This window comes from Tardiphaga robiniae, from assembly GCF_013359755.1.
GTDB lineage: Bacteria > Pseudomonadota > Alphaproteobacteria > Rhizobiales > Xanthobacteraceae > Tardiphaga > Tardiphaga robiniae.
Genome location: NZ_JABMCJ010000085.1, coordinates 258,850 through 278,317 on the forward strand (window position 1 = coordinate 258,850; position 19,468 = coordinate 278,317).

The 19,468-nt window shown below is 62.1% G+C and carries 21 protein-coding genes; 14 read left to right on the forward strand and 7 right to left on the reverse strand.

Annotation, left to right across the window (positions count from 1 at the left end):
• The first annotated feature begins 45 nt into the window (after positions 1-45).
• From HP556_RS16805 to HP556_RS16815, 3 genes are all read left to right on the forward strand, one after another.
• Positions 46-708 (forward strand): DUF3750 domain-containing protein, encoded by a 663-nt coding sequence (locus HP556_RS16805; RefSeq protein WP_120288006.1) that lies wholly within the window; start codon positions 46-48, stop codon positions 706-708.
• A 74-nt stretch (positions 709-782) separates the two neighbouring features.
• Positions 783-1,745 carry an alpha/beta fold hydrolase gene (locus HP556_RS16810; RefSeq protein WP_175367811.1) on the forward strand — a complete coding sequence of 321 codons (963 nt, stop codon included), beginning with the start codon at positions 783-785 and terminating at the stop codon, positions 1,743-1,745.
• A 42-nt stretch (positions 1,746-1,787) separates the two neighbouring features.
• A complete protein-coding gene (locus HP556_RS16815; protein WP_175367812.1) occupies positions 1,788-2,213 on the forward strand; it encodes an OsmC family protein in 426 nt (141 codons plus the stop codon).
• Positions 2,214-2,395: 182 nt separating this feature from the next.
• On the opposite strand, the gene pyk is transcribed toward HP556_RS16815, so the two are convergent.
• Positions 2,396-3,829: a pyruvate kinase gene (gene pyk / locus HP556_RS16820; RefSeq protein ID WP_089265874.1), complete on the reverse strand. Its 1,434-nt coding sequence runs from the start codon at positions 3,827-3,829 to the stop codon at positions 2,396-2,398.
• A complete protein-coding gene (locus HP556_RS16825) occupies positions 3,826-4,434 on the reverse strand; it encodes a DUF1036 domain-containing protein (protein ID WP_175367813.1) in 609 nt (202 codons plus the stop codon). Before HP556_RS16825 ends, pyk begins: the two co-directional genes overlap by 4 nt.
• Positions 4,435-4,611: 177 nt before the next feature.
• Here HP556_RS16825 and HP556_RS16830 point away from each other — a divergent pair, with 177 nt between their 5' ends.
• Together HP556_RS16830 and HP556_RS16835 are read left to right on the forward strand one after the other, a co-directional pair.
• The gene (locus HP556_RS16830) at positions 4,612-4,914 is read left to right on the forward strand and encodes a DUF1244 domain-containing protein (protein ID WP_089265876.1); all 303 of its coding nucleotides are present in this window, start codon (positions 4,612-4,614) and stop codon (positions 4,912-4,914) included.
• A 187-nt stretch (positions 4,915-5,101) separates the two neighbouring features.
• Positions 5,102-5,377, forward strand: coding sequence for a DUF2312 domain-containing protein (locus HP556_RS16835; protein WP_068728829.1), 276 nt, complete (start codon positions 5,102-5,104; stop codon positions 5,375-5,377).
• Positions 5,378-5,549: 172 nt separating this feature from the next.
• Here the strand turns inward: HP556_RS16835 and HP556_RS16840 are convergent, their stop codons facing one another.
• The 5 genes from HP556_RS16840 to HP556_RS16860 form a co-directional block, all read right to left on the reverse strand.
• Positions 5,550-7,223: a peptidoglycan L,D-endopeptidase MepK gene (locus HP556_RS16840; protein WP_420878673.1), complete on the reverse strand. Its 1,674-nt coding sequence runs from the start codon at positions 7,221-7,223 to the stop codon at positions 5,550-5,552.
• Between the two features lie 285 nt (positions 7,224-7,508).
• The gene (locus HP556_RS16845; RefSeq protein ID WP_175367815.1) at positions 7,509-9,698 is read right to left on the reverse strand and encodes a L,D-transpeptidase family protein; all 2,190 of its coding nucleotides are present in this window, start codon (positions 9,696-9,698) and stop codon (positions 7,509-7,511) included.
• 314 nt (positions 9,699-10,012) lie between these two features.
• Positions 10,013-11,515 (reverse strand): sigma-54-dependent transcriptional regulator, encoded by a 1,503-nt coding sequence (locus HP556_RS16850; RefSeq protein ID WP_175367816.1) that lies wholly within the window; start codon positions 11,513-11,515, stop codon positions 10,013-10,015.
• A 62-nt stretch (positions 11,516-11,577) separates the two neighbouring features.
• Positions 11,578-12,231, reverse strand: a complete 654-nt coding sequence (locus HP556_RS16855; RefSeq protein ID WP_175367817.1) for a TerC family protein — start codon at positions 12,229-12,231, stop codon at positions 11,578-11,580.
• Positions 12,232-12,368: 137 nt separating this feature from the next.
• On the reverse strand, positions 12,369-12,710 hold the full coding sequence (locus tag HP556_RS16860; protein WP_175367818.1) for a hypothetical protein: 342 nt from the start codon (positions 12,708-12,710) through the stop codon (positions 12,369-12,371).
• Between the two features lie 110 nt (positions 12,711-12,820).
• Here HP556_RS16860 and HP556_RS16865 point away from each other — a divergent pair, with 110 nt between their 5' ends.
• From HP556_RS16865 to HP556_RS16905, 9 genes are all read left to right on the forward strand, one after another.
• A complete protein-coding gene (locus HP556_RS16865) occupies positions 12,821-13,150 on the forward strand; it encodes a helix-turn-helix domain-containing protein (protein WP_089265882.1) in 330 nt (109 codons plus the stop codon).
• On the forward strand, positions 13,147-13,584 hold the full coding sequence (locus tag HP556_RS16870; RefSeq protein ID WP_089265883.1) for a hypothetical protein: 438 nt from the start codon (positions 13,147-13,149) through the stop codon (positions 13,582-13,584). The genes HP556_RS16865 and HP556_RS16870 overlap by 4 nt, the downstream gene beginning before the upstream one ends.
• A 25-nt stretch (positions 13,585-13,609) precedes the next feature.
• Entirely contained in the window at positions 13,610-15,520 is a 1,911-nt protein-coding gene (locus tag HP556_RS16875; RefSeq protein WP_175367819.1) for a M3 family oligoendopeptidase, read from the forward strand.
• A gap of 73 nt (positions 15,521-15,593) precedes the next feature.
• A complete protein-coding gene (locus HP556_RS16880) occupies positions 15,594-15,854 on the forward strand; it encodes an AbrB/MazE/SpoVT family DNA-binding domain-containing protein (protein WP_120287136.1) in 261 nt (86 codons plus the stop codon).
• The gene (locus HP556_RS16885) at positions 15,851-16,243 is read left to right on the forward strand and encodes a type II toxin-antitoxin system death-on-curing family toxin (protein WP_175367820.1); all 393 of its coding nucleotides are present in this window, start codon (positions 15,851-15,853) and stop codon (positions 16,241-16,243) included. Before HP556_RS16880 ends, HP556_RS16885 begins: the two co-directional genes overlap by 4 nt.
• Before the next feature lie 108 nt (positions 16,244-16,351).
• The gene (locus HP556_RS16890; RefSeq protein ID WP_089265886.1) at positions 16,352-16,504 is read left to right on the forward strand and encodes an aa3-type cytochrome c oxidase subunit IV; all 153 of its coding nucleotides are present in this window, start codon (positions 16,352-16,354) and stop codon (positions 16,502-16,504) included.
• Positions 16,505-16,586: 82 nt separating this feature from the next.
• Positions 16,587-17,717, forward strand: a complete 1,131-nt coding sequence (locus HP556_RS16895; RefSeq protein ID WP_120287134.1) for a Re/Si-specific NAD(P)(+) transhydrogenase subunit alpha — start codon at positions 16,587-16,589, stop codon at positions 17,715-17,717.
• Positions 17,718-17,728: 11 nt separating this feature from the next.
• Positions 17,729-18,043: a proton-translocating transhydrogenase family protein gene (locus tag HP556_RS16900; RefSeq protein WP_089265888.1), complete on the forward strand. Its 315-nt coding sequence runs from the start codon at positions 17,729-17,731 to the stop codon at positions 18,041-18,043.
• A gap of 10 nt (positions 18,044-18,053) precedes the next feature.
• Positions 18,054-19,457 carry an NAD(P)(+) transhydrogenase (Re/Si-specific) subunit beta gene (locus HP556_RS16905; protein ID WP_093757128.1) on the forward strand — a complete coding sequence of 468 codons (1,404 nt, stop codon included), beginning with the start codon at positions 18,054-18,056 and terminating at the stop codon, positions 19,455-19,457.
• The last annotated feature ends 11 nt before the right edge of the window (positions 19,458-19,468 follow it).

A 19,468-nucleotide genomic window follows, 5' to 3' on the forward strand; every position in this document is an offset into this window, starting at 1 on the left:
GCGCTTCTCGTCGTTCCCATTGTTGTGTCGGCAGCCAGATATTGGATGGGTGATCGCTCGGTAGATTGGCAGAGCGCGGATCGTTCAAGCGCCGGCCTGTTGCCACCGCCCGCCACGCATCCCGAGGCACTTGTGCGCGTCTTCGCGGCGCGGACCGTGCGCTGGCGCGGTATCTTTGCGGTCCATAGCTGGATCGTGTTCAAGGAACAGGGCGCGTCGCGTTATACTCGCTACGATTATACGGCGTGGGGCGAGCCGATCCGCCTGAATGGATTTGCCGCAGACGGCCGCTGGTTCGGCGACGTGCCGACCGCTATCGCCTCCGCCGACGGCGATGCCGCCACCGCCATGATCCCGAAAATCCAGGCGGCCATCGCGAGTTACTCCTGGCGCTCTTATGGCGACTATCGGGCTTGGCCGGGGCCGAACTCCAACACCTTCGTCGCGGCAGTTTTGGCCGCCGTGCCCGAATTGCAGGTGGCATTGCCGCCCACCGCCATCGGGAAGGATTTCCCCTATGCCGGCAATGCCTTTGGCTGGACACCTTCCGGCACCGGCGTGCGCGCCACATTGGGCGGCTATCTCGGTGTTACCGCAGGCTGGGTCGAAGGGGTCGAGCTCAATCTGCTGGGTGCCGTATTCGGCCTCGACATCCGCCGGCCCGCGATCAAACTGCCGGGCATTGGTCGTCTTGGCGTCAGTGCGTAAATGACGCGCGGCGCGAAACCCTCAGGGTACCGTCGCGTAGCTGAACCGTGCACAAAATTCCTCGGATATCGGCGATGATATCGGTCACTGTGGTGGCCGTGCTATGCGTGCTGGCCGTGGCCACGCAGGTCGGCGTGCTGGTATTCGAGCGTAAATATCGGCCAACGGGTGAGCTTGTCGACGTCACGGGTGGCCGTCTGCATGTGGTGCAGATCGGACCACGCGACGCATCAGGCCCGCCGATTGTCCTCATCCACGGTGCCACGTCGAGCATGGAGACCATGCGGCTGCCGCTCGGCAATATGCTGGCAGAAAAACACCGCGTTATCCTGATCGACCGTCCCGGCTTTGGCTGGAGCACGCGTGACGATTTGTCGAACTATTCTCCGGCGATGCAGGCGAGGATGATCGATGAAGCGCTTGAAAAACTCGGCGTCGATCAGGCGATCGTTGTGGTGCATTCGCTTGCCGGCGCACTCGGCGCGCTGATGGCACTGGACTATCCGCAGCGTTTCGCAGGACTGGTCATGCTGGCGGGTGTCACTCATCCCTGGCCCGGTGGCGTTGGCATCTATAACGAGGTCGTCACCACTCCGGCCATAGGCAAGCTGCTGGCCTATACGATCACGCTGCCGCTCGGCTATTTCTTGACGGACATGGCCGGACGCGCAGTGTTTGCGCCGCAGCCGATGCCGGAAGGCTATATCGCGCAGACCGCGACGCAACTTGTACTGCGGCCGCGCAACTTCCTTGCCAATGCCTGGGATCTAGTAACGTTGAAATCTGCCGTCATGGCGCAGGCATCGCGCTATGCCGATATCAAAGCTCCGACCGTCGTGATCGCAGGCTCTGCCGACACCATCGTATCGCCGGAGATTCATTCGCGTCATTTCGCGAAAACCGTGCCGGGCGCCAAACTAATCGTGCTGCCGAACGTTGGTCATATGGTGCAAAACGCTGCACCTGATCTTATCATGAGGGAGATCGAGGGCATGATCTCGGCCGCTGACACAAAACCGAAGGCCGCCTTGCGCTAACCTCCCGTTCGATCGACTTCAACCCAAATTGAGGAGAATTGCATGACCACGACTTTCGGTTCGGCCAAATGGCAGGGCGGCATCAAGGACGGCAAGGGATCGATTTCCACCAAGAGCGGCGCGCTCAGTGACTATCCGTATGGTTTCGCCAGCCGCTTCGAAGGCAAGCCTGGCTCCAATCCTGAAGAGCTGATCGGTGCGGCCCATGCCGCCTGTTTTACCATGGCGCTGTCGCTGATCCTTGGCGAAGCAGGGTTCAAAGCCGACAATATGGAAACCAAGGCGGATGTGACGCTGGAGAAGCAGGGTGACGGCTTCGCGATTACCAAAGTGCACCTCACGCTGTCGGCCTCTATTCCCGGCGCCGACAAGGCGAAGTTCGACGAACTCACCGCCATGGCAAAGGCCGGCTGCCCGGTGTCGAAGGTGCTGAACGCAGAAATCACGCTCGACGCGACACTGGTGTAGTTCTCAGGGTCTTGGCACCTGCCGCGCACTCCCTCGCCCCGCTCTTGCGGGGAGAGGTGGGGTGAGGGGCTCTTCGATCCGTGAGTGAAGTGCGTATGGTGGGCTTTGTGCGATGCCTCTCACCCGCCGCTAGACGCGGCGACCTCTCCCCGCAAAGCGCGGGGAGAGGTTAAGCAAGTGAACTACATATCCGCGTCGTTTGGCCCGACATAAGCGATGCGGACCATGTTGGTCGCACCTGGTGTGCCGAGTGGCACGCCAGCGACAATGATGACCCGCTGGCCGGCTTTAGCGAAGCCGTCACGGAAGGCGATGCGTCCGGCGCGATCGACCATGTCGTCGAGGTCCTTCGCATCCTCCGCCACCACGCAGTGTACACCCCACACGACCGAGAGCTTGCGACCGGCGGCGAGGTTCGGCGTGATCGCTACCACCGGCGGCTTCGGCCGCTCACGGGCGACGCGCACGGCGGTGGATCCTGAGCTGGTCCAGCAAATGATCGCAGACAGGTCCAGCGTTTCTGCGATCTGTCGTGCGGCGTCCGCAATGGCATCACCGACGGTCGGCTCGGGTTCGGGGCGCTGGGCCATCAGTACGGTGCGATAGGTCGGATCGCGCTCTACTTCCTCGCCGATGCGGTTCATCGTTGAGACGGCTTCGACCGGGAATTTGCCAGCGGCGGATTCGGCCGACAGCATGACGGCGTCCGCGCCTTCATAGATGGCCGTTGCCACGTCGGAGACTTCGGCGCGTGTCGGCACCGGACTCTGGATCATCGACTCCAGCATCTGCGTAGCGACCACCACCGGTTTGCCGGCGCGGCGCGCCATGCGCGTCATGCGCTTTTGTAGACTTGGTACCCGTTCCAGCGGCAGTTCGACGCCGAGATCGCCGCGTGCCACCATCAGCGCGTCGGACGCTTCCAGAATGGAATCGAGACGGTCGATGGCCTGCGGCTTCTCGATCTTCGACATGATGGATGCGCGGCCGCGCACCAGTCGTTTGGCCTCATGCACGTCCTCGGCGCGCTGCACGAAGGACAGGGCTATCCAGTCGATGCCGGTCTCGAGTGCGGCTTCCAGATCTAGGCGGTCCTTCGGCGTCATGGCCGACACCGGCAGGTCTGTATCGGGCAGGCTGACGCCCTTGCGGTCGGAGATGCGGCCGCCGACCACCACGCGCGTCACCGCGCGGTCGTTCGATGTCTCCTCGGCAATCAGCCGCAGCTTGCCGTCGTCGATCAGCAGCGCATGGCCCGGGCGAAGTGCAGCGAGAATTTCCGGATGTGGCAGGTGCACGCGGGTGGCGTCGCCGGGCGCGGGATCGGAATCCAGCACGAAACTCTCGCCGTTCTTGAGCTGCACACCGCCTTCGGCAAAGGCGCCGACGCGCAGCTTCGGGCCCTGCAGATCGACCAGAATGCCGATCGGGCGCCCGTAGCTGCTTTCGACATTGCGGATGGTCTTCACCAGCTCGCGCATCTTGTCATGCGGCGTGTGGCTCATATTGATGCGGAACACGTCGGCACCAGCCTCGAACAGCTTGCGGATCATCGCGCTGTCGGACGAGGCAGGGCCGAGCGTGGCCAGAATCTTGATGCGGCGTTGACGTCTCATTGTTTGCCTCCCGGCGGTACTGATGGCGGCAGGGTCGTTGACCCGCCCGGGGGCGCGCCACCTGGCGTGTTGGGCAGACCGGGGAAGCCCGCGCCGGGTGCGCCCGGAGGCGGTCCGGTTGGGCCCGGAATGCCCGGCAGCTTCGGCGGTTGTTCGTTGGTCTCGGTCAGTTGCACCGTCCAGGCGCGCTGTTCGCCGGTGTCGACCTCGAAGAAGCCGGTCCGGTCAAAGCCGCGTGCGAGGCAGTTTTCGGTGCCCTTGATGGTGAATTCTTTGTCGCGGGAGCACATGAAGGCCTGACCCGACCACTCACCACCCCGATCGTAATCGAGTGCGTAGATATAATAATACCGCGCAACCAGGGTTCCGCGCAGCAAGGTCTCGCAGGCTCGCGACGAGACATTCCACCAGCCCTCGGTGGTCCAGCCTTCGGCATCCTTGTAGCCCAGCGCGATCCCGACCCGGCTCGAGGTGTTGTTGCATAGCCGGAAATCAGCCGCCGCGGGGGTCGCCCACAGGCACGACAGGGCCAGCGCCAGCACTGGCAACAGGCCGGCGAGGGGGACGCGTCGAAAGGGGCGGGAATGGGAATCTTTTGCGGTCATGCGGCGAAGCTATCTCAATTCGTTGACGATTTCGCTTGACCCGGCGGGCCTGTCAACGGTCGCGGAACCAATTCTGTCCCGCCAGGCGGTTTGCGTTGTGATATGGCAAAATCTGTGACAGCGCCCATGTTACATGAAGACGACAGGCCGGTATCGGGTGCAACAGCGAGACCATTCATGGCGATTGACGACAAGATCCAGACCGAACTCGAGGCCGCCGCCTTTCGCCGGCTGGTTGACCATTTGCGCGGTCGCACCGATGTGCAGAATATCGACCTGATGAATCTGGCCGGCTTCTGTCGGAACTGCCTGTCAAACTGGCTGAAGGACGCTGCCGACGCCAAGGGCGTGGCGATGACCAAGGATGAGAGCCGCGAAGCGATTTACGGCATGCCTTACGAGACCTGGAAATCGCTGCATCAGGCCGAGGCCAAACCCGAACAAATTGAGGCCATGAAGAAAGTGCACAGCGGGCACTGACGATTTCTCGTCTTTTTGAGGCATGAAATCAAAGCTGTGGGGGCGCTGTGGATGACCGCGAAGGCGCCTTGACGCAAGGCGCCGTGGTCTTGAGTGTCATTTCCTTAAGATTAATGCGGGCATAACGCTGCGCACTAAACCCACCCCATATCCGCTTAAAGCAACATCAGTTCACCAGGAGTTTTCGATGGCCACCTCTGCTGCGTCCGTGCTGGACGATCAGGCGACACATTCTTTCGCCAAGGATCAGCTCAAGGCTATCGTCGAGCGTATCGAGCGCCTTGAAGAAGAAAAGAAGACGATCTCCGACGACATCAAGGACGTCTATGGCGAAGCCAAGGGCAACGGCTACGACGTGAAGGCGCTGCGCACCATCATCCGCATGCGCAAGCAGGACGCCAACGAGCGTGCCGAGCAGGAGACGATCCTCGAGACCTATCTGCAGGCCTTGGGAATGCTGTAAGGCGCTTAGCGCGCCAATACTCAGCCAAACACTCAGGTGTCATACGCGGGCAAAAGCGCGAAGCGCGTCTTCGCGCTAAACGACCCGCGTATCCATCTAGCCACAAAAATAGCGATGGATGGCCGGGTCAAGCCCGGCCATGACACCATTGTAGTCTGAGAAATTCGCGCGCTTAACGCAGCGACGCCGTGCGCATCACAAATGCTGTCGTCGCAAGCGAGGCCGTTGCCGAGCCGGTGAAGCGGTCGCAGACCAGACCGAGCTGCGGATCATCCGAGAAAGTCATCGCCACCACCGCCTGCGGCTTGACGAAGTGCGCGCGCAGGATGGTCATGTCGCCGTCGCCCATCACTGAGGCTGACATCGACGTGGTGGCGCTCGGCGCGAGGATCATTGCGCGCATCCAGACATGGTTGTCGGGAATGACTGCTGCGGTCAGGCGGGTCGCTACGGTGACGGTGCTGTTCTGGCCTTGAGCGCCCTTCGCGACGACGGTCGTGATGTTATTCACCGCCATCGGGTTCTTGGCCACGGAGGCCGGACGCATGCTACGTGGGATCGGCGCGCTCGCGGCAACGACATTGGCGCGATCGACCGGGGAGTTAGCCGGCGGCGCATAGGCCATCGCCTTGGCGAAGCTGGACTCGGTGGCGGCCGGCTGCGGATCGACCACATTGGCCAAGGCCTGCCGTGCGGTGATCGCGGCGACCTGCTGCGGCGTGGCCTGTTTCGGCGCCGGCATATCATCCCAGAAGCCGCGGGCATTGATAATATCGGCCGGCGTCTGCGGCCGGTTGTCGGTCTTGGCTGCGGGCGCCGGAATCGGTGCCTTCGGGCGCGGTACCGGAACGGTCTCGGTGTCGGCCGATGCGAGCTGATAGGTTGCTGCTGCGGCCGGCTTGGAGCGCGGCATCGGAATGGGGTCCGAAGACTTCGCCTCAGCCAGCTTCGTTTCAGCCAACTTCGTTTCGGCCTGCTTCGTATCGACCGGTTTCGCAGGCATCGCGGCGGCCATCATGCCCACAGGCGACGGCTTGGCGGGTGCGATCGCGGCTACTGCGCTCTCGTCTTCGTCGTCATTCGACTTGCCACCACGGAACAGCGAGGCGAACAGGCCCGGCTTGCTCTTGGCAAAAGCTGCACTGTCGCCATCGCCGCGCTTCTCGATCTCAGCCATCGCCAGCTGATAGCCAGCCAATGGACGGCCGTCGGTGGGGAGATGCACGGTGCGGCCGTCGGGGAAGACGCGCGCCAGCTGGTCATGCGTCATGCGCGGCCAGTGACGGATGCTGCCAGTGTCGAGATGCACGAAAGGCGAGCCGGAGGTCGGATAGAAGCCAACGCCGCCGCGCTGCAGGCGCAAACCGGCAAAGCGGATCTTTTCCAGCGCCACGCCGGGAATGAAGAAATCCATCGCGTGGCCGAGCATATGCTGGCTGGCGCGAGCGACGCCGGACGAGCGGCGGCGGAGCATGGCGTTGGTGGCGGGGGAGCGATAGGCGGAGATAATCTGGATCGGCGCCTTGCCGTCGACGTCGCGGTAGACCTCCCAGAGGATGTCGAACAGGCGACGATCCATGTTGGTCTGGTCCTGGCTGCGCCAGTCGCGGAGGAAGTAGTTGATCTTCTTCATCCCGTCGTCGTCATAGCGGCCGTTGCGCTTGAACGTGACGGTGAGGTCTTCGCCTGAATGGGTGTGGTGGAACGAGAGGGTGCGGGTTTCGTCGAGAGCGGTGGCGTTATGGACGGAGCTGGCGCCTGCCATCAGCAGAACTGACGCGAGGCCGGCATGAAAGCCAGCGCGCGATGTTCGCAATCTCGTTTTGCGTGCGAAACCGCTCAGCACGTATGAACCCACCCAAGTCGACAACTCTCTCGCTACCCCATGCGGCGACAGAGAGTGAACGTACTCTTAAAACGGGAGGGTTAACCGAGATTTACAACCCATCCCCCCAAGCGGGCTTTTCAGCCAGCCATTAAACTTAACCCATTGAGTATGGCGAAAAATAGCCCGCTGCCGGGTTCCAGATGGACGATGGTTAATCTGGATAAAGAGCGAAACGTAAAAAGGGCTCCACCGGAAGGTGAAGCCCTTGATAAGTCTTTCGAATTTTGAGGACTGGCGTCGCGCTTAGCGGGTCACCGTCCGGCGTGGTTTCTGACCGGGCGCAACTGGCTGTGGTGCCGGGGCACCGCCGCCAAACAGGCGCTCGAAGAAGGACAGGCCGCCGTTGCTGGCCATGCGCGAGCCGTTGTCGTTGAAGGCCACGCCCTGCGGAATATCCGCGCGCGGGCGCGAATAGCTCGGCTGGGCCCGGGCAACGACCTGTTCCAGATCCTTGTTCTTGCCGCCGCGGAGCAACTGCATCATCTGCGCGTCGCGTCCGTAGATATCCTTGCGCAGCTGCAGCTTGCCAGCGTCATCGACGAAGGCTGTCTGGTACGTGATGTTCACCGGGATCGGCGTCGGGAATTTCAGATCGATCTCGCTGCGGCCATACATGCCGCGAACCTTCTCCGGCGTGTAGTGCTCGTTCGGCATCGTGATGTTCAGCAGCGTCGCGGCGTATTGATCCGGATTCTGCACGCGCATGCAGCCGTGGCTGAAGGCGCGCTCGTCGCGACCGAATAGGTTCTTGTCCGGTGTATCGTGCTGATAGACGAGGAACTTGTTCGGGAAGTTGAAGCGGATGCGGCCCAGCGCGTTGGCTTCACCGGGGGGCTGCGCAATGTGGATGCTGCCGTCGGAATTGCGCGTCAGCTTCAGGCCCATGCGGTCAAGCACCGTCGGGTCCTGCTGCAGAGCGGGCAGGTATTCGTTGTAGATGATGGACGGCGGCACGTTCCAGGTCGGGTTGACCGTGATGTACTTCATCGTTTCCGTCATCAGCGGCGTAGCGTGATTGCCCGGCTTGCCGACGACGACGCGTGTGGTCCAGACCTGCGCGCCGTTCTGCATCACTTTCAGCGTATAGTCCGGGATGTTCAGCATCACATAGGCATTGCCGACTGCGGACGCGCCGAGCTGGCGTGGCAGCCAGCGCCAACGCTCCATGTTGACCAGCACCGTATCGATGTGGCGGTCGCGCTTCGGCGAGTTCATCGCGCGCACGGTGGCCTCGTCCAGCACGCCGGTGGCCTTCAGATCGTTGCTTGCCTGATACTTGCGAACGGCTTCGGCGACGGCAGCGTCGTATTTGGTCTCGGCCGGACTCTCGACATTGAGGCGCGCGCGCAGCAACGGCACGCGCGGGTCGTCCATCACGGTCGGGTTCGGATTTTTCTTCGTGGCCTTGGCGAAACGCAGAGCCGGGCCCTCGCCGATCGGCTGTACTGGCGTTGCGGTTTCGCCGCGCAGTTCAGCGAGCTTCTTCTTCAGCTCCTGATAGCCCTTGTGCGGCGGGTTGTAGGCGTCGAGGGCTGCCGAAGCGTTCTTCGCGGTCGAGATATTGGCGAGCACTTCCGCCGGATCTGTCGGATGCTCCGGATACATGATGTCGCCAGTCACCTGCGACCAGTGCATGCGGCCGCTCTGTGCCTGGCGGGCATAGTCGAGCATGCTGGCGGTGAGCTTCAGCTCCGCCTCGGCGAGCGCATCGGGCGTATTCGCCGCGGTGAAATCCGGCACCGGATAGTCGGCGGCGTCGAGGCCGTCAGAAGCGGCGTCCTTGAGGCGCGCAATGACGCCCTTGGCGGCAGGGGTCGTTGCGCCGCCCTGGGTCCAGATCGGTGCGAAGTCACGTGCGGTGTAGAACTTCTCGACCGCGGCGCGCTCGCCCTTACGGTCGAAATAGCGCGTGGACTTGGCGCCGAACATATCGCGCAGTTTCTCGGCGACCGGCTGATCGCTGGACGCAACGGTGGTCGCGGGCTTGGCGATGTCCTTGGCGACATCCTTCGGCGGTTCGGCTGCGGGCGCAGGAGGTGCCACAGCAGTCGCGGCCGGCGGTGTCGCAGCGGCGGGCGCGGTTACAGCCTCGCTCGGCTTCACATCCGCAGGCGCTTGCGCCGCCTCGGTTGCCTTTGGCGTATCGGTCGAGGTCGAGCCGATGGTTTTCTCGGACGTCCGGGTCGCGTCCGGCACGGACGCGGTGGTCTCGGCCTTTGGTGCATCGGCCTTGAAGTCGGCAGCGGTCGGCGGGGCAACATTGGCGGGTTCGGGGCGCGGCACCGCCGCATCGATGGCGAGTTCGGAGACACTGTCGCGGGGCGCTGCGCTCTGGGCAGCAGCTGCGGCGCCAGCGGAAACCGTCAGGAATGTCGCGGCCACGGCCATCAGCACGCGGTCGAATCCCGAGCGGCCCTTGGAATAGTCTCGCATTCTCGCACCTCGTTAGGTGAGCTGTTCCGGCATGGAACAGTTCTAGTCTGACATCATCAGCTTCGGTTGAAGCAGTCGCGCTGTTTTGCCTGCTCGCTCCGATTCAGAGCGCTTCCTGTGCAGACGATACACGCGCCCGGCACAAGCGCTAGCGCTTGTCGGACAAGTCACAACAAACTGACCTCAACCTCCCCGGTTTGCAACGCATACCGAGGTTTCACCGATGCTTTTGACTTTGTGTGTCACCAGACCGCAACGGTTCAAGTTCCATAGCGATCGCAACAACATGTTCAATCGCGTGGGAGGCGAGAAGTTCAGTTCGACGGTGCGGAATCCGCAATCGATGAATCTTTCTCCGCTGCCTCATCGAGCTTGCGGTAGAGCGTCGACCGGCCGATTTTGAGGCGCCGTGCGACTTCCGACATCTGGCCGCGATAATGCGCAATGGCAAAGCGGATGATCTCGGATTCGAGCTCTTCCAGTGCCCTTACCTCGTTCTCGGCTGTCAGCATGGACAGGCTTCCGGCGGCGAGCGATATCGGGGCTGCGTCGATGCCCGGTACCATGGTCGGCGCCATCGTGTGGAAGACGGGGTCTACAATCAGCGGCGCGACCGCCGATGCCACGATCGATGGAGCGTACGCGGTCGTTTGCGGGAAGTCGGCCAGTCCGAGTTGATCGCCTTCGCTCATCACCACTGCGCGGTAGACGGCATTTTCCAGCTGCCGGATATTGCCCGGCCAGTCGAGTTGCGTGAGCATCGTCATGGCGTCGGCAGCGATGCTGGTAATCGGCCTGTTCTCCTCGGCGCAGAAACGCGCCAGGAAATGCCGCAGCAAATACGGAATGTCCTCGCGGCGCGCCCGGAGCGGCGGCGCCGTGAGCGGCAGCACATGCAGGCGATAGAACAGATCTTCGCGGAATTGCCCGGCTTTGACGAGATCGAGCAGCTTGCGGTTGGTGGCCGAGATGATGCGGACATCGACCTTGACCGGCTTGCGCCCGCCCACGGCCTCGACCGAACCTTCCTGAAGCGCGCGCAACAGCTTCACTTGCGCCGATAGCGGCAGTTCGCCGACTTCGTCGAGAAACAGCGTGCCGCCGTGAGCCTCGACAAATTTGCCGAGATGCCGGTCGGTGGCGCCGGTAAAGGCGCCCTTCTCGTGGCCGAACAGGATCGACTCCACGAGGTTGTCGGGAATGGCGCCGCAATTCACGGCCACGAACGGCTTGCTGCTGCGTTCGCCCGAGCCGTGGATGGCGCGCGCGATCAATTCCTTGCCGACGCCGGACTCGCCTTCGATCAGCACGGGAATCGTGGAGGTCGCCGCCTTGCGTGCGGTGCGCAGCACGGCGTCCATATCGGCATTGCGGGTGACGATGTCGGCAAAAGTGAGCTTGCCTTCGCGGCTGTGCCTGATGCGCTGCAATTCGCCTTTCAACGCACTGGTATTGAGCGCATTGCGCAGGCTTACCTGCAGACGTTCGACGCCGACAGGTTTGACGACGAAATCATGCGCGCCGGCGCGCATGGCGGACACAACATTCTCGATACCGCCATGGGCGGTCTGGACGATGACGGGGATGCTGAGGCCGCTCTCGCGGATCTTGTCGAGCACGCCCATGCCGTCGAGACCGGGCATCATCAGGTCGAGGACCAGAGCATCGATGGCGGCCGCTTCGGGATCAATCAGCCGGGCCATGGCAGCGTCGCCGCTATCGACCGTGATGGCCTCATAGCCGCAGCGCTGCACCATGTTTTCGAGGAGGCGGCGCTGGACGGCGTCGTCATCTGCGATGAGGATTCGTTCGGCCATGGCAACTCCAGAGCGGGTATGTCCCGATTTGAGCCACCATGGCGATCAAAGCCTTAATGCTTTCATAACACCGGGGCGAGGTAAGCCGTCGCATAGGGCCAGACTTCGCGGGCACCGCGATAGATCATGTCACCCGCCACATAGAGAATGATGGCGAGGCCGACATAGGCGATCCAGCGGTGCTTCTGCAGCAGCTTGGCGATGAAGGAGGCGGCGAGACCCATCAGCGCGATCGACAGCACCAGGCCGAAGATCAGGATGCTCGGGTGTTCACGCGCAGCACCGGCGACCGCGAGCACGTTGTCCAGCGACATCGACACATCGGCGACGGTGATCTGCCAGATCGCCTGGCCAAGCGTCTTGCGCGGGCCGTTGGCCGTGCCGTCGGCATTAAGCTGGTTCTCGAGCGCGTTGAGATCGTGCTCATGTCCGGCGCGCAATTCGCGCCACATCTTCCAGCACACCCACAGCAAGAGGATGCCGCCAGCCAGAAGCAGGCCGATGATCTGCAGCAGTTGAACGGTGATGCTGGCGAAGCCGATACGCAGGATGGTGGCGGCGATGATGCCGATCAGGATGGCTTTGCCGCGCTGTTCCTTGGGAAGGCCGGCGGCCGCAAGGCCGATCACGATGGCATTGTCGCCGGCGAGAACCAGATCGATCATCACGACCTGGAAAAGTGCAGTCATAGCTTCAGCGGTGAAGAAGTCTGTCATGTGGGCCACTCCGTATGAACGTCCAGTCCGACATCACAGTTCGGGTGAACTGCCAGAGGGGCCCGGGCCAGGACGTGCTTGTTAAAAGTCGTACTTTGCAAAACATGCGGGTTTGATCCCGCGCTTGATCCGATCCGTTACTCGGGTTGATCGGAGAGGGTGACGAGCCGAACCATCTGGTCGGGCTCAATGAAGATGCTGATTCCGACCCCGATGAAGGTCAGGACGCCGGCGACATCGAACCAGGTCGCGCGCCGCGCGAAGTTCCGCGGAATCAGCGCGCCACCGGCCATCAATGCTGCAAGTGCGAATAGCAGGGTGGCGACCATCGGCGCCAGCGCATCGAGCGAGACAAATGCGCGCAAGGCCAGTGCCGCGGTCAGCGCCAGCAAAAGGGTTGCGGCAAACAGCTCCTTGACCCGGTGAGGGGCAGGAGGCGCATACTTGCGGCCAATGCTGTTGCGATCCGTAAAGGCCATCGTTGTCCTGTCGGGTATCGTTTCATCCCGTCCGCAACGTTCTTGCAGCTCGATAGTCGTGCTACAGGAAGTCGTCAGATCTTTAATTCATACTGGATAGTTTCGTAATCATGAAACGTGGCGAAAATCAAGAGGATTTCGCTGGAGTGCAGCGCGGCAAAGCCTTGCCGGAAGCGCGGCAGTTGCGAAAACAGGCTGGGGATTGGCTGAAGGCGCGGCGAGCGGAAGCCGGGTTGTCGCAGGTCGATCTCGCCGCAAAACTTGGTCTCAAATATTACACGTTCATCTCGCAGGTTGAGAACGGCTTCAGTCGGGTGCCCACCGAAACGATGGAAGCATGGGCCATTCAGCTCGGTCTGGAGCCGGCCGCCTTCGCAAAACATTTGCTGGTCTATTACGAGCCGGAATTGCACCGGCTGCTGTTTGGAGCACCCAAATGAACGTCATCGCATTTCAGCGCAAACCGCTGCAGGGCGCGTGGAGCGAGACCGAGCTCGCAACGCTTGCCGACACGATCAATCTCGGGCATCGCGGCCGCGAATGGGAGACTGGCATCACTGAGAACGGCGATGCGCAGCTCTATCTGCTGGGACCGCAGCCGGAGCAGGCCTGCGAATTGTGCGTATCGCGCGTGGATGGCCAGTACATTCTCGAAGACGGCACCGGGCGCCTGTTGTTCGAGCATCGCAGCCTGCCGCTGGTGGCGGCGCATGCCCGCACTGCGCTGCGCGGGACGCGATGGTGGCTTGTCGCACGGATTGTCATGGTGTGGTGTACGATTCGCCATATGCTTCATGACGAGATCGAACCCTTGATGACCGAGGGCGAAGAACTGCTTGTCCATTTCGCTCCGCAGCTCGCTGCTTTCGTGTGACGGCTGCATCCAACCGAAAGTATTCATGACGAAATCTGCGACTGCTCGGACTGCCAAGCCTTCTCGAAAGACCGCTTCTCGCAAAACTGTTTCGCGCAAATCCGCTCCGGCCAAAAAAGTGGTGAGCAAGCTGGCGTCGAAATCATCGGCCAAATCGCCGGGGGGCAAGCTGCCGGAATGGAATCTTGCGGATCTCTACACGGCGATCGACGCGCCGGAGATTGCCGGGGATCTCGACAAGATCGACGCCGAATGCGCGGCATTCGAAGCTGATTACAAGGGCAAGCTCGCGGAAGAGACGGCCAAGCCCGGCGGTGGTGTGTGGCTCGCGGGCGCTGTTCGCCGTTATGAGGCGATTGACGATCTCGCCGGCCGGCTCGGCTCCTATGCCGGTCTCGTCCATGCCGGCGACAGCGTCGATCCTGCGATTTCGAAATTCTACGGCGACGTCTCCGAGCGCATCACTGCAGCGTCGGTGCATCTCCTCTTCTTCGGCCTCGAACTCAATCGTGTCGACGATGCCGTGATCGAGCAGGCGATGCAGACGCCCGAGCTTGGCCACTACCGGCCGTGGATCGAAGACAGCCGCAAGGACAAGCCCTATCAGCTCGAAGACCGCGTCGAGCAGCTGTTTCACGAAAAGTCCCAGACCGGTTATGGCGCCTTCAACCGCCTGTTTGATCAGACAATCGCGGGGCTTCGCTTCAAGCTCGGCGGCAAGGAGTTGGCGATCGAGCCAACGTTGACCATGCTGCAGGACCGCGCGCCGGCCAAGCGCAAGGCGGCCGGGCAAGCGCTAGCGAAAACCTTCAAGGTCAATGAGCGCACCTTCGCGCTGATCACCAATACGCTGGCCAAGGACAAGGAAATCTCCGACCGCTGGCGCGGTTTCCAGGACATTGCGGATTCCCGCCATCTCAACAATCGCGTCGAGCGCGAAGTGGTCGATGCACTGGTGTCGTCAGTGCGCGCGGCCTATCCGCGGCTGTCGCATCGCTATTATCAGTTGAAGGCGCGCTGGTTCGGCAAGAAGAAGCTCGCCCATTGGGACCGCAACGCGCCGCTGCCATTCGCACCGACCGGCACGATTCCATGGTCGGATGCGCAGGACATGGTGCTGACCGCCTATGGCGCGTTTTCACCCGACATGGCCAATATCGCCAAGCGCTTCTTCACCGATCGCTGGATCGATGCGCCGGTGCGCCCGGGCAAGGCGCCCGGAGCGTTCTCACATCCGACCACGCCGTCGGCGCATCCCTATGTGTTGATGAACTATCAGGGCAAGCCGCGCGACGTGATGACGCTCGCCCACGAACTCGGCCATGGCGTGCATCAGGTGCTCGCCGCCCGCAACGGTGCGCTGATGGCGCCGACGCCGTTGACGCTGGCCGAAACCGCCAGCGTGTTCGGTGAAATGCTGACCTTCAAGCGGCTGCTGTCGCAGACCAAGAGCGCCAAGCAGCGTCAGGCGCTGCTCGCCGGCAAGGTCGAGGACATGATCAATACGGTGGTCCGGCAGATCGCGTTCTATTCATTCGAGCGCGCTGTTCACACCGAGCGTCGCCACGGCGAACTCACGGCGCAGCGGCTCGGCGAACTCTGGCTCAGCGTGCAGACCGAAAGCCTCGGGCCCGCGATCGAGATCAAGCCGGGTTACGAGAACTTCTGGATGTACATCCCGCACTTCATCCATTCGCCATTCTACGTCTACGCCTATGCCTTCGGCGATTGCCTCGTGAACTCGCTCTACGCGGTCTACGAGAACGCCCAGGAAGGTTTTGCAGAGCGCTATCTCGCTATGCTCGCCGCCGGCGGCACCAAGCACTATTCCGAACTGCTGAAGCCCTTTGGTCTCGACGCCAAGGACCCGGCGTTCTGGGATGGCGGCCTCTCGGTCATCTCAGGGATGATCGATGAGCTGGAAGCGATGGGGTAGGGTGGGCGTAAAACATTTGTTGAACGTACGCGAGCTTTCTGTTATACATTCCGTACAACAGGGAGTTGGACCTATGAATGGAGCTGCCCGGAATCCCGAATTCGAGGCAACGGCGCTTCAAATTCGTAAAATTGGTAATTCGGTGGGAGTGATTTTGCCGAAGGAATTGCTCGCGCGCCTCAATTTGAAGGAGGGCGACAAATTCTATCCGGTTGAACAGCCAGACGGAAGCTTGCGGCTGTCTCCCTTCAATCCGAAGCATGCGCGGACGATGGAAATCGCCCGCAAGGTGATGCACGAATACAGGGATACATTCGCCGCGCTGGCCAAATGAACGCGACATTCGAGCCATTGTGGCTTGATGTCGATGAAGTAATCGACATGCACGCGGAACAGCTTGCTATGTTTGGTGGTCCCGAAGGTGTTCGGGACCACGGCCTCCTTGAGTCGGCAGTGCTACGGCCGATCAATCAATGGCATTACGGCGAGACTGATATGGCGGCGCTTGCTGCAGCTTATGGATACGGTCTCGCCAAAAATCATGCGTTCGTTGATGGCAACAAACGCATCGCCTTTCATGCGATGATGGTGTTCTTGCGCATGAATGATATCTCGTTCGCCCCAGATCCCGGCCAAGCTACAGAGATCATCCTTGCCCTTGCTGCCGGCGAAGTCAGCGAGCAATCGCTCACGCGCTGGATTCGGGACAACTGGCCCGCCTAATGCACTGCGGTATGTAAAGATTGCCGTGGTATGCCAGCAACCGTTGCTCTCCATATCCAATTGCGCTAATTCCGTGGCAACATACGAAATACGAGGCGGGAGACCCTGATGTCCGATCACAGTGAAGTCGCTTACACCACGGCCGATGGCAACGACTATCCGGCGCATGAGCAGACCTATGAGGGCTTTCTCATGCTGGTGAAGTGGGGCACCATCGGCGTCATCGCCATCGTGGCCCTGATGGGCATCTTCCTCACCTGATCTATCGCCGATTGCGCCGCCCGACACGGGTGGCGTCCTGTCCTATTTGCTCACGCGCGTGCCTTGCGCCGCCGGAGGCCCCATGAAGATTGCCGTTGCCAAGGAAATCGATCCGTCCGAACCGCGCGTGGCGATCTCGCCCGACACGGTGAAGAAGTTCAAGGCGCTCGGCGTCGATGTGGCGATTGAGCCTGGCGCCGGCATCAAGTCCGGCCTGCCGGATTCGGAATACACGGCCGTTGGCGCCACCATCAGCGCCGATGCGGTGAAGGATGCCGACATCGTCATCAAGGTGAAGCGTCCCGAGGTGTCCGAACTCGCCGGTTACAAGCGCGGTGCGCTGGTGATCGCGATCATGGACCCCTATGGCAACGACGCCGCACTGAAGGCAATGGCCGATGCCGGCGTGTCGGCCTTCGCGATGGAGTTGATGCCGCGCATCACCCGTGCGCAGGTGATGGACGTGCTGTCGAGCCAGGCCAATCTCGCCGGCTACCGCGCCGTCATCGAGGCCGCCGAAAGCTTCGGCCGCGCTTTTCCGATGATGATGACAGCCGCCGGCACCATTCCGGCCGCCAAGGTATTCGTGATGGGCGTCGGCGTTGCCGGCCTGCAGGCGATCGCGACCGCGCGCCGCCTCGGCGCCGTGGTCACCGCGACGGATGTGCGCCCGGCCACGAAAGAACAGGTCGAAAGCCTTGGCGCGAAATTCCTGGCCGTGGAAGACGACGAGTTCAAGAACGCGCAGACTGCTGGCGGCTACGCCAAGGAAATGTCCAAGGAATATCAGGCCAAGCAGGCCGCGCTCACTGCCGAGCACATCAAGAAGCAGGACATCATTATCACCACCGCGCTGATCCCGGGCCGGCCCGCGCCGCGTCTGGTCACCGCCGAGATGGTGGCGTCCATGAAGCCCGGTTCGGTGCTGGTCGATCTTGCGGTCGAACGCGGCGGCAATGTCGAAGGCGCCAAGCCCGGCGAAGTCGCTGACGTCAACGGCATCAAGATCGTTGGTTATACCAATGTCGCCGGCCGCGTCGCCGCCTCGGCGTCGAGCCTCTATGCGCGCAATCTGTTCTCGTTCATCGAAACGTTGGTCAACAAAGAGACCAAGGCGCTCGCGGTGAACTGGGACGACGAACTGGTCAAGGCAACGGCTTTGACCAAGGACGGCGCCGTCATTCATCCGAACTTTCAGCCGAAGACCGCTTAAGGAGCGCTGCCATGGATCATGCCTCGCTGGTCAGCCCGTTCGTCTTTCAGCTCTCGATCTTCGTGCTTGCCGTGTTCGTCGGCTATTTCGTGGTGTGGTCGGTGACGCCCGCGCTGCATACGCCGCTGATGTCGGTGACCAACGCGATCTCCTCGGTGATCGTGGTCGGCGCGCTGCTCGCGGTCGGCGTCAACATGGTCGGCAGTGGCGGCGCCTTGGCGCGGGGCTTCGGCTTCGTCGCGCTGATCTTTGCATGCGTCAATATTTTCGGCGGCTTCCTGGTCACGCAGCGCATGCTTGCGATGTACCAGAAGAAAAAGAAGTAAGGGCAGCCCGATGAACGCCAATCTCGCCGCACTGCTCTATCTCGTCGCGGGCATCCTCTTCATCCTGTCGCTGCGCGGGCTGTCCAGCCCGGCGTCCAGCCGGCAGGGTAATTTCCTCGGTATGGCCGGCATGGTCATCGCCGTGGGCACCACGCTGGCCGCGCATCCGCCGGCCGATGGGCTCGGCTGGGTCCTGGTGATCCTCGGTATCGCCATCGGTGGCGGCATCGGCGCGGTCATCGCCAAGCGCGTGCCGATGACCTCGATGCCCGAACTGGTCGCGGCCTTCCACTCGCTGGTCGGCATGGCCGCGGTGCTGGTTGCCGCCGGCGCGTTCTATGCGCCGGAAGCCTTCGGCATTCTCGATCCGGTGACCAAGAAGATCGTCGGCGCCAGCCTCGTCGAAATGTCGCTCGGCGTCGCCATCGGCGCGCTGACCTTCACCGGCTCGGTGATAGCGTTCGCCAAGCTCTCCGGCCGCATGAGCGGCTCGCCGATCATCCTGCCGGCGCGTCACATCATCAATATCGCGCTCGGCCTGGCGCTGGTGTTCTTCATCTTCGGTCTGGTCCGCTCGGGCAGCGCCGTGGATTTCTGGCTCATCACCGTCATCGCACTGGTGCTCGGCGCTCTGCTGATCATCCCGATCGGCGGCGCCGACATGCCGGTCGTGATCTCGATGCTGAACTCCTATTCCGGCTGGGCAGCTGCGGGCATCGGCTTTACGCTGGGCAATTCGGCGCTGATCATCACCGGTGCGCTGGTCGGCTCGTCCGGCGCGATCCTGTCCTACATCATGTGCCACGCGATGAACCGCTCCTTCATCTCGGTCATCCTCGGCGGCTTCGGCGGCGAGACCGCTGCAGCCGGTGGTGGCTCGGGTGAGCAGAAGCCGGCCAAGCTCGGCTCGGCGGACGACGCGGCATTCATCATGAAGAACGCGCAGAAGGTCATCATCGTGCCCGGCTACGGCATGGCGGTGGCGCAGGCGCAACACGCGCTGCGTGAGATGGCCGATACGCTGAAGAAGGAAGGCGTCGAGGTGAAATACGCCATTCATCCGGTGGCAGGCCGCATGCCCGGCCACATGAACGTGCTGCTGGCGGAAGCCAACGTGCCTTATGATGAGGTGTTCGAACTCGAGGACATCAATTCGGAATTCGCACAGGCTGACATCGCCTTCGTGATCGGCGCCAACGACGTCACCAATCCGGCAGCGGAAGACGACAAGACCTCGCCGATCTACGGCATGCCGGTGCTGCAGGTTTGGAAGGCCGGCACCGTGATGTTCATCAAGCGCTCGCTGGCGTCCGGCTATGCCGGCATCGACAACCCGCTGTTCTATCGGGACAACACGATGATGCTGCTAGGTGACGCGAAGAAGGTCACCGAGAACATCGTCAAGGCGATGTAACTCGCTCCTAC

What these genes read in the sequence shown, in the direction of transcription:
- HP556_RS16875 (WP_175367819.1), top strand. Translation starts at nt 13,610, where the DNA reads ATGACGAAATCTGCGACTGCTCGGACTGCCAAGCCTTCTCGAAAGACC.
- HP556_RS16890 (WP_089265886.1), top strand. Translation starts at nt 16,352, where the DNA reads ATGTCCGATCACAGTGAAGTCGCTTACACCACGGCCGATGGCAACGAC.
- HP556_RS16870 (WP_089265883.1), top strand. Translation starts at nt 13,147, where the DNA reads ATGAACGTCATCGCATTTCAGCGCAAACCGCTGCAGGGCGCGTGGAGC.
- HP556_RS16860 (WP_175367818.1), bottom strand. Translation starts at nt 12,710, where the DNA reads ATGGCCTTTACGGATCGCAACAGCATTGGCCGCAAGTATGCGCCTCCT.
- HP556_RS16810 (WP_175367811.1), top strand. Translation starts at nt 783, where the DNA reads ATGATATCGGTCACTGTGGTGGCCGTGCTATGCGTGCTGGCCGTGGCC.
- HP556_RS16880 (WP_120287136.1), top strand. Translation starts at nt 15,594, where the DNA reads ATGAATGGAGCTGCCCGGAATCCCGAATTCGAGGCAACGGCGCTTCAA.
- HP556_RS16895 (WP_120287134.1), top strand. Translation starts at nt 16,587, where the DNA reads ATGAAGATTGCCGTTGCCAAGGAAATCGATCCGTCCGAACCGCGCGTG.
- HP556_RS16830 (WP_089265876.1), top strand. Translation starts at nt 4,612, where the DNA reads ATGGCGATTGACGACAAGATCCAGACCGAACTCGAGGCCGCCGCCTTT.
- HP556_RS16845 (WP_175367815.1), bottom strand. Translation starts at nt 9,698, where the DNA reads ATGCGAGACTATTCCAAGGGCCGCTCGGGATTCGACCGCGTGCTGATG.
- HP556_RS16805 (WP_120288006.1), top strand. Translation starts at nt 46, where the DNA reads ATGGGTGATCGCTCGGTAGATTGGCAGAGCGCGGATCGTTCAAGCGCC.
- HP556_RS16850 (WP_175367816.1), bottom strand. Translation starts at nt 11,515, where the DNA reads ATGGCCGAACGAATCCTCATCGCAGATGACGACGCCGTCCAGCGCCGC.
- HP556_RS16825 (WP_175367813.1), bottom strand. Translation starts at nt 4,434, where the DNA reads ATGACCGCAAAAGATTCCCATTCCCGCCCCTTTCGACGCGTCCCCCTC.
- HP556_RS16815 (WP_175367812.1), top strand. Translation starts at nt 1,788, where the DNA reads ATGACCACGACTTTCGGTTCGGCCAAATGGCAGGGCGGCATCAAGGAC.
- HP556_RS16865 (WP_089265882.1), top strand. Translation starts at nt 12,821, where the DNA reads ATGAAACGTGGCGAAAATCAAGAGGATTTCGCTGGAGTGCAGCGCGGC.
- HP556_RS16900 (WP_089265888.1), top strand. Translation starts at nt 17,729, where the DNA reads ATGGATCATGCCTCGCTGGTCAGCCCGTTCGTCTTTCAGCTCTCGATC.
- HP556_RS16855 (WP_175367817.1), bottom strand. Translation starts at nt 12,231, where the DNA reads ATGACAGACTTCTTCACCGCTGAAGCTATGACTGCACTTTTCCAGGTC.
- pyk (WP_089265874.1), bottom strand. Translation starts at nt 3,829, where the DNA reads ATGAGACGTCAACGCCGCATCAAGATTCTGGCCACGCTCGGCCCTGCC.
- HP556_RS16835 (WP_068728829.1), top strand. Translation starts at nt 5,102, where the DNA reads ATGGCCACCTCTGCTGCGTCCGTGCTGGACGATCAGGCGACACATTCT.
- HP556_RS16905 (WP_093757128.1), top strand. Translation starts at nt 18,054, where the DNA reads ATGAACGCCAATCTCGCCGCACTGCTCTATCTCGTCGCGGGCATCCTC.
- HP556_RS16885 (WP_175367820.1), top strand. Translation starts at nt 15,851, where the DNA reads ATGAACGCGACATTCGAGCCATTGTGGCTTGATGTCGATGAAGTAATC.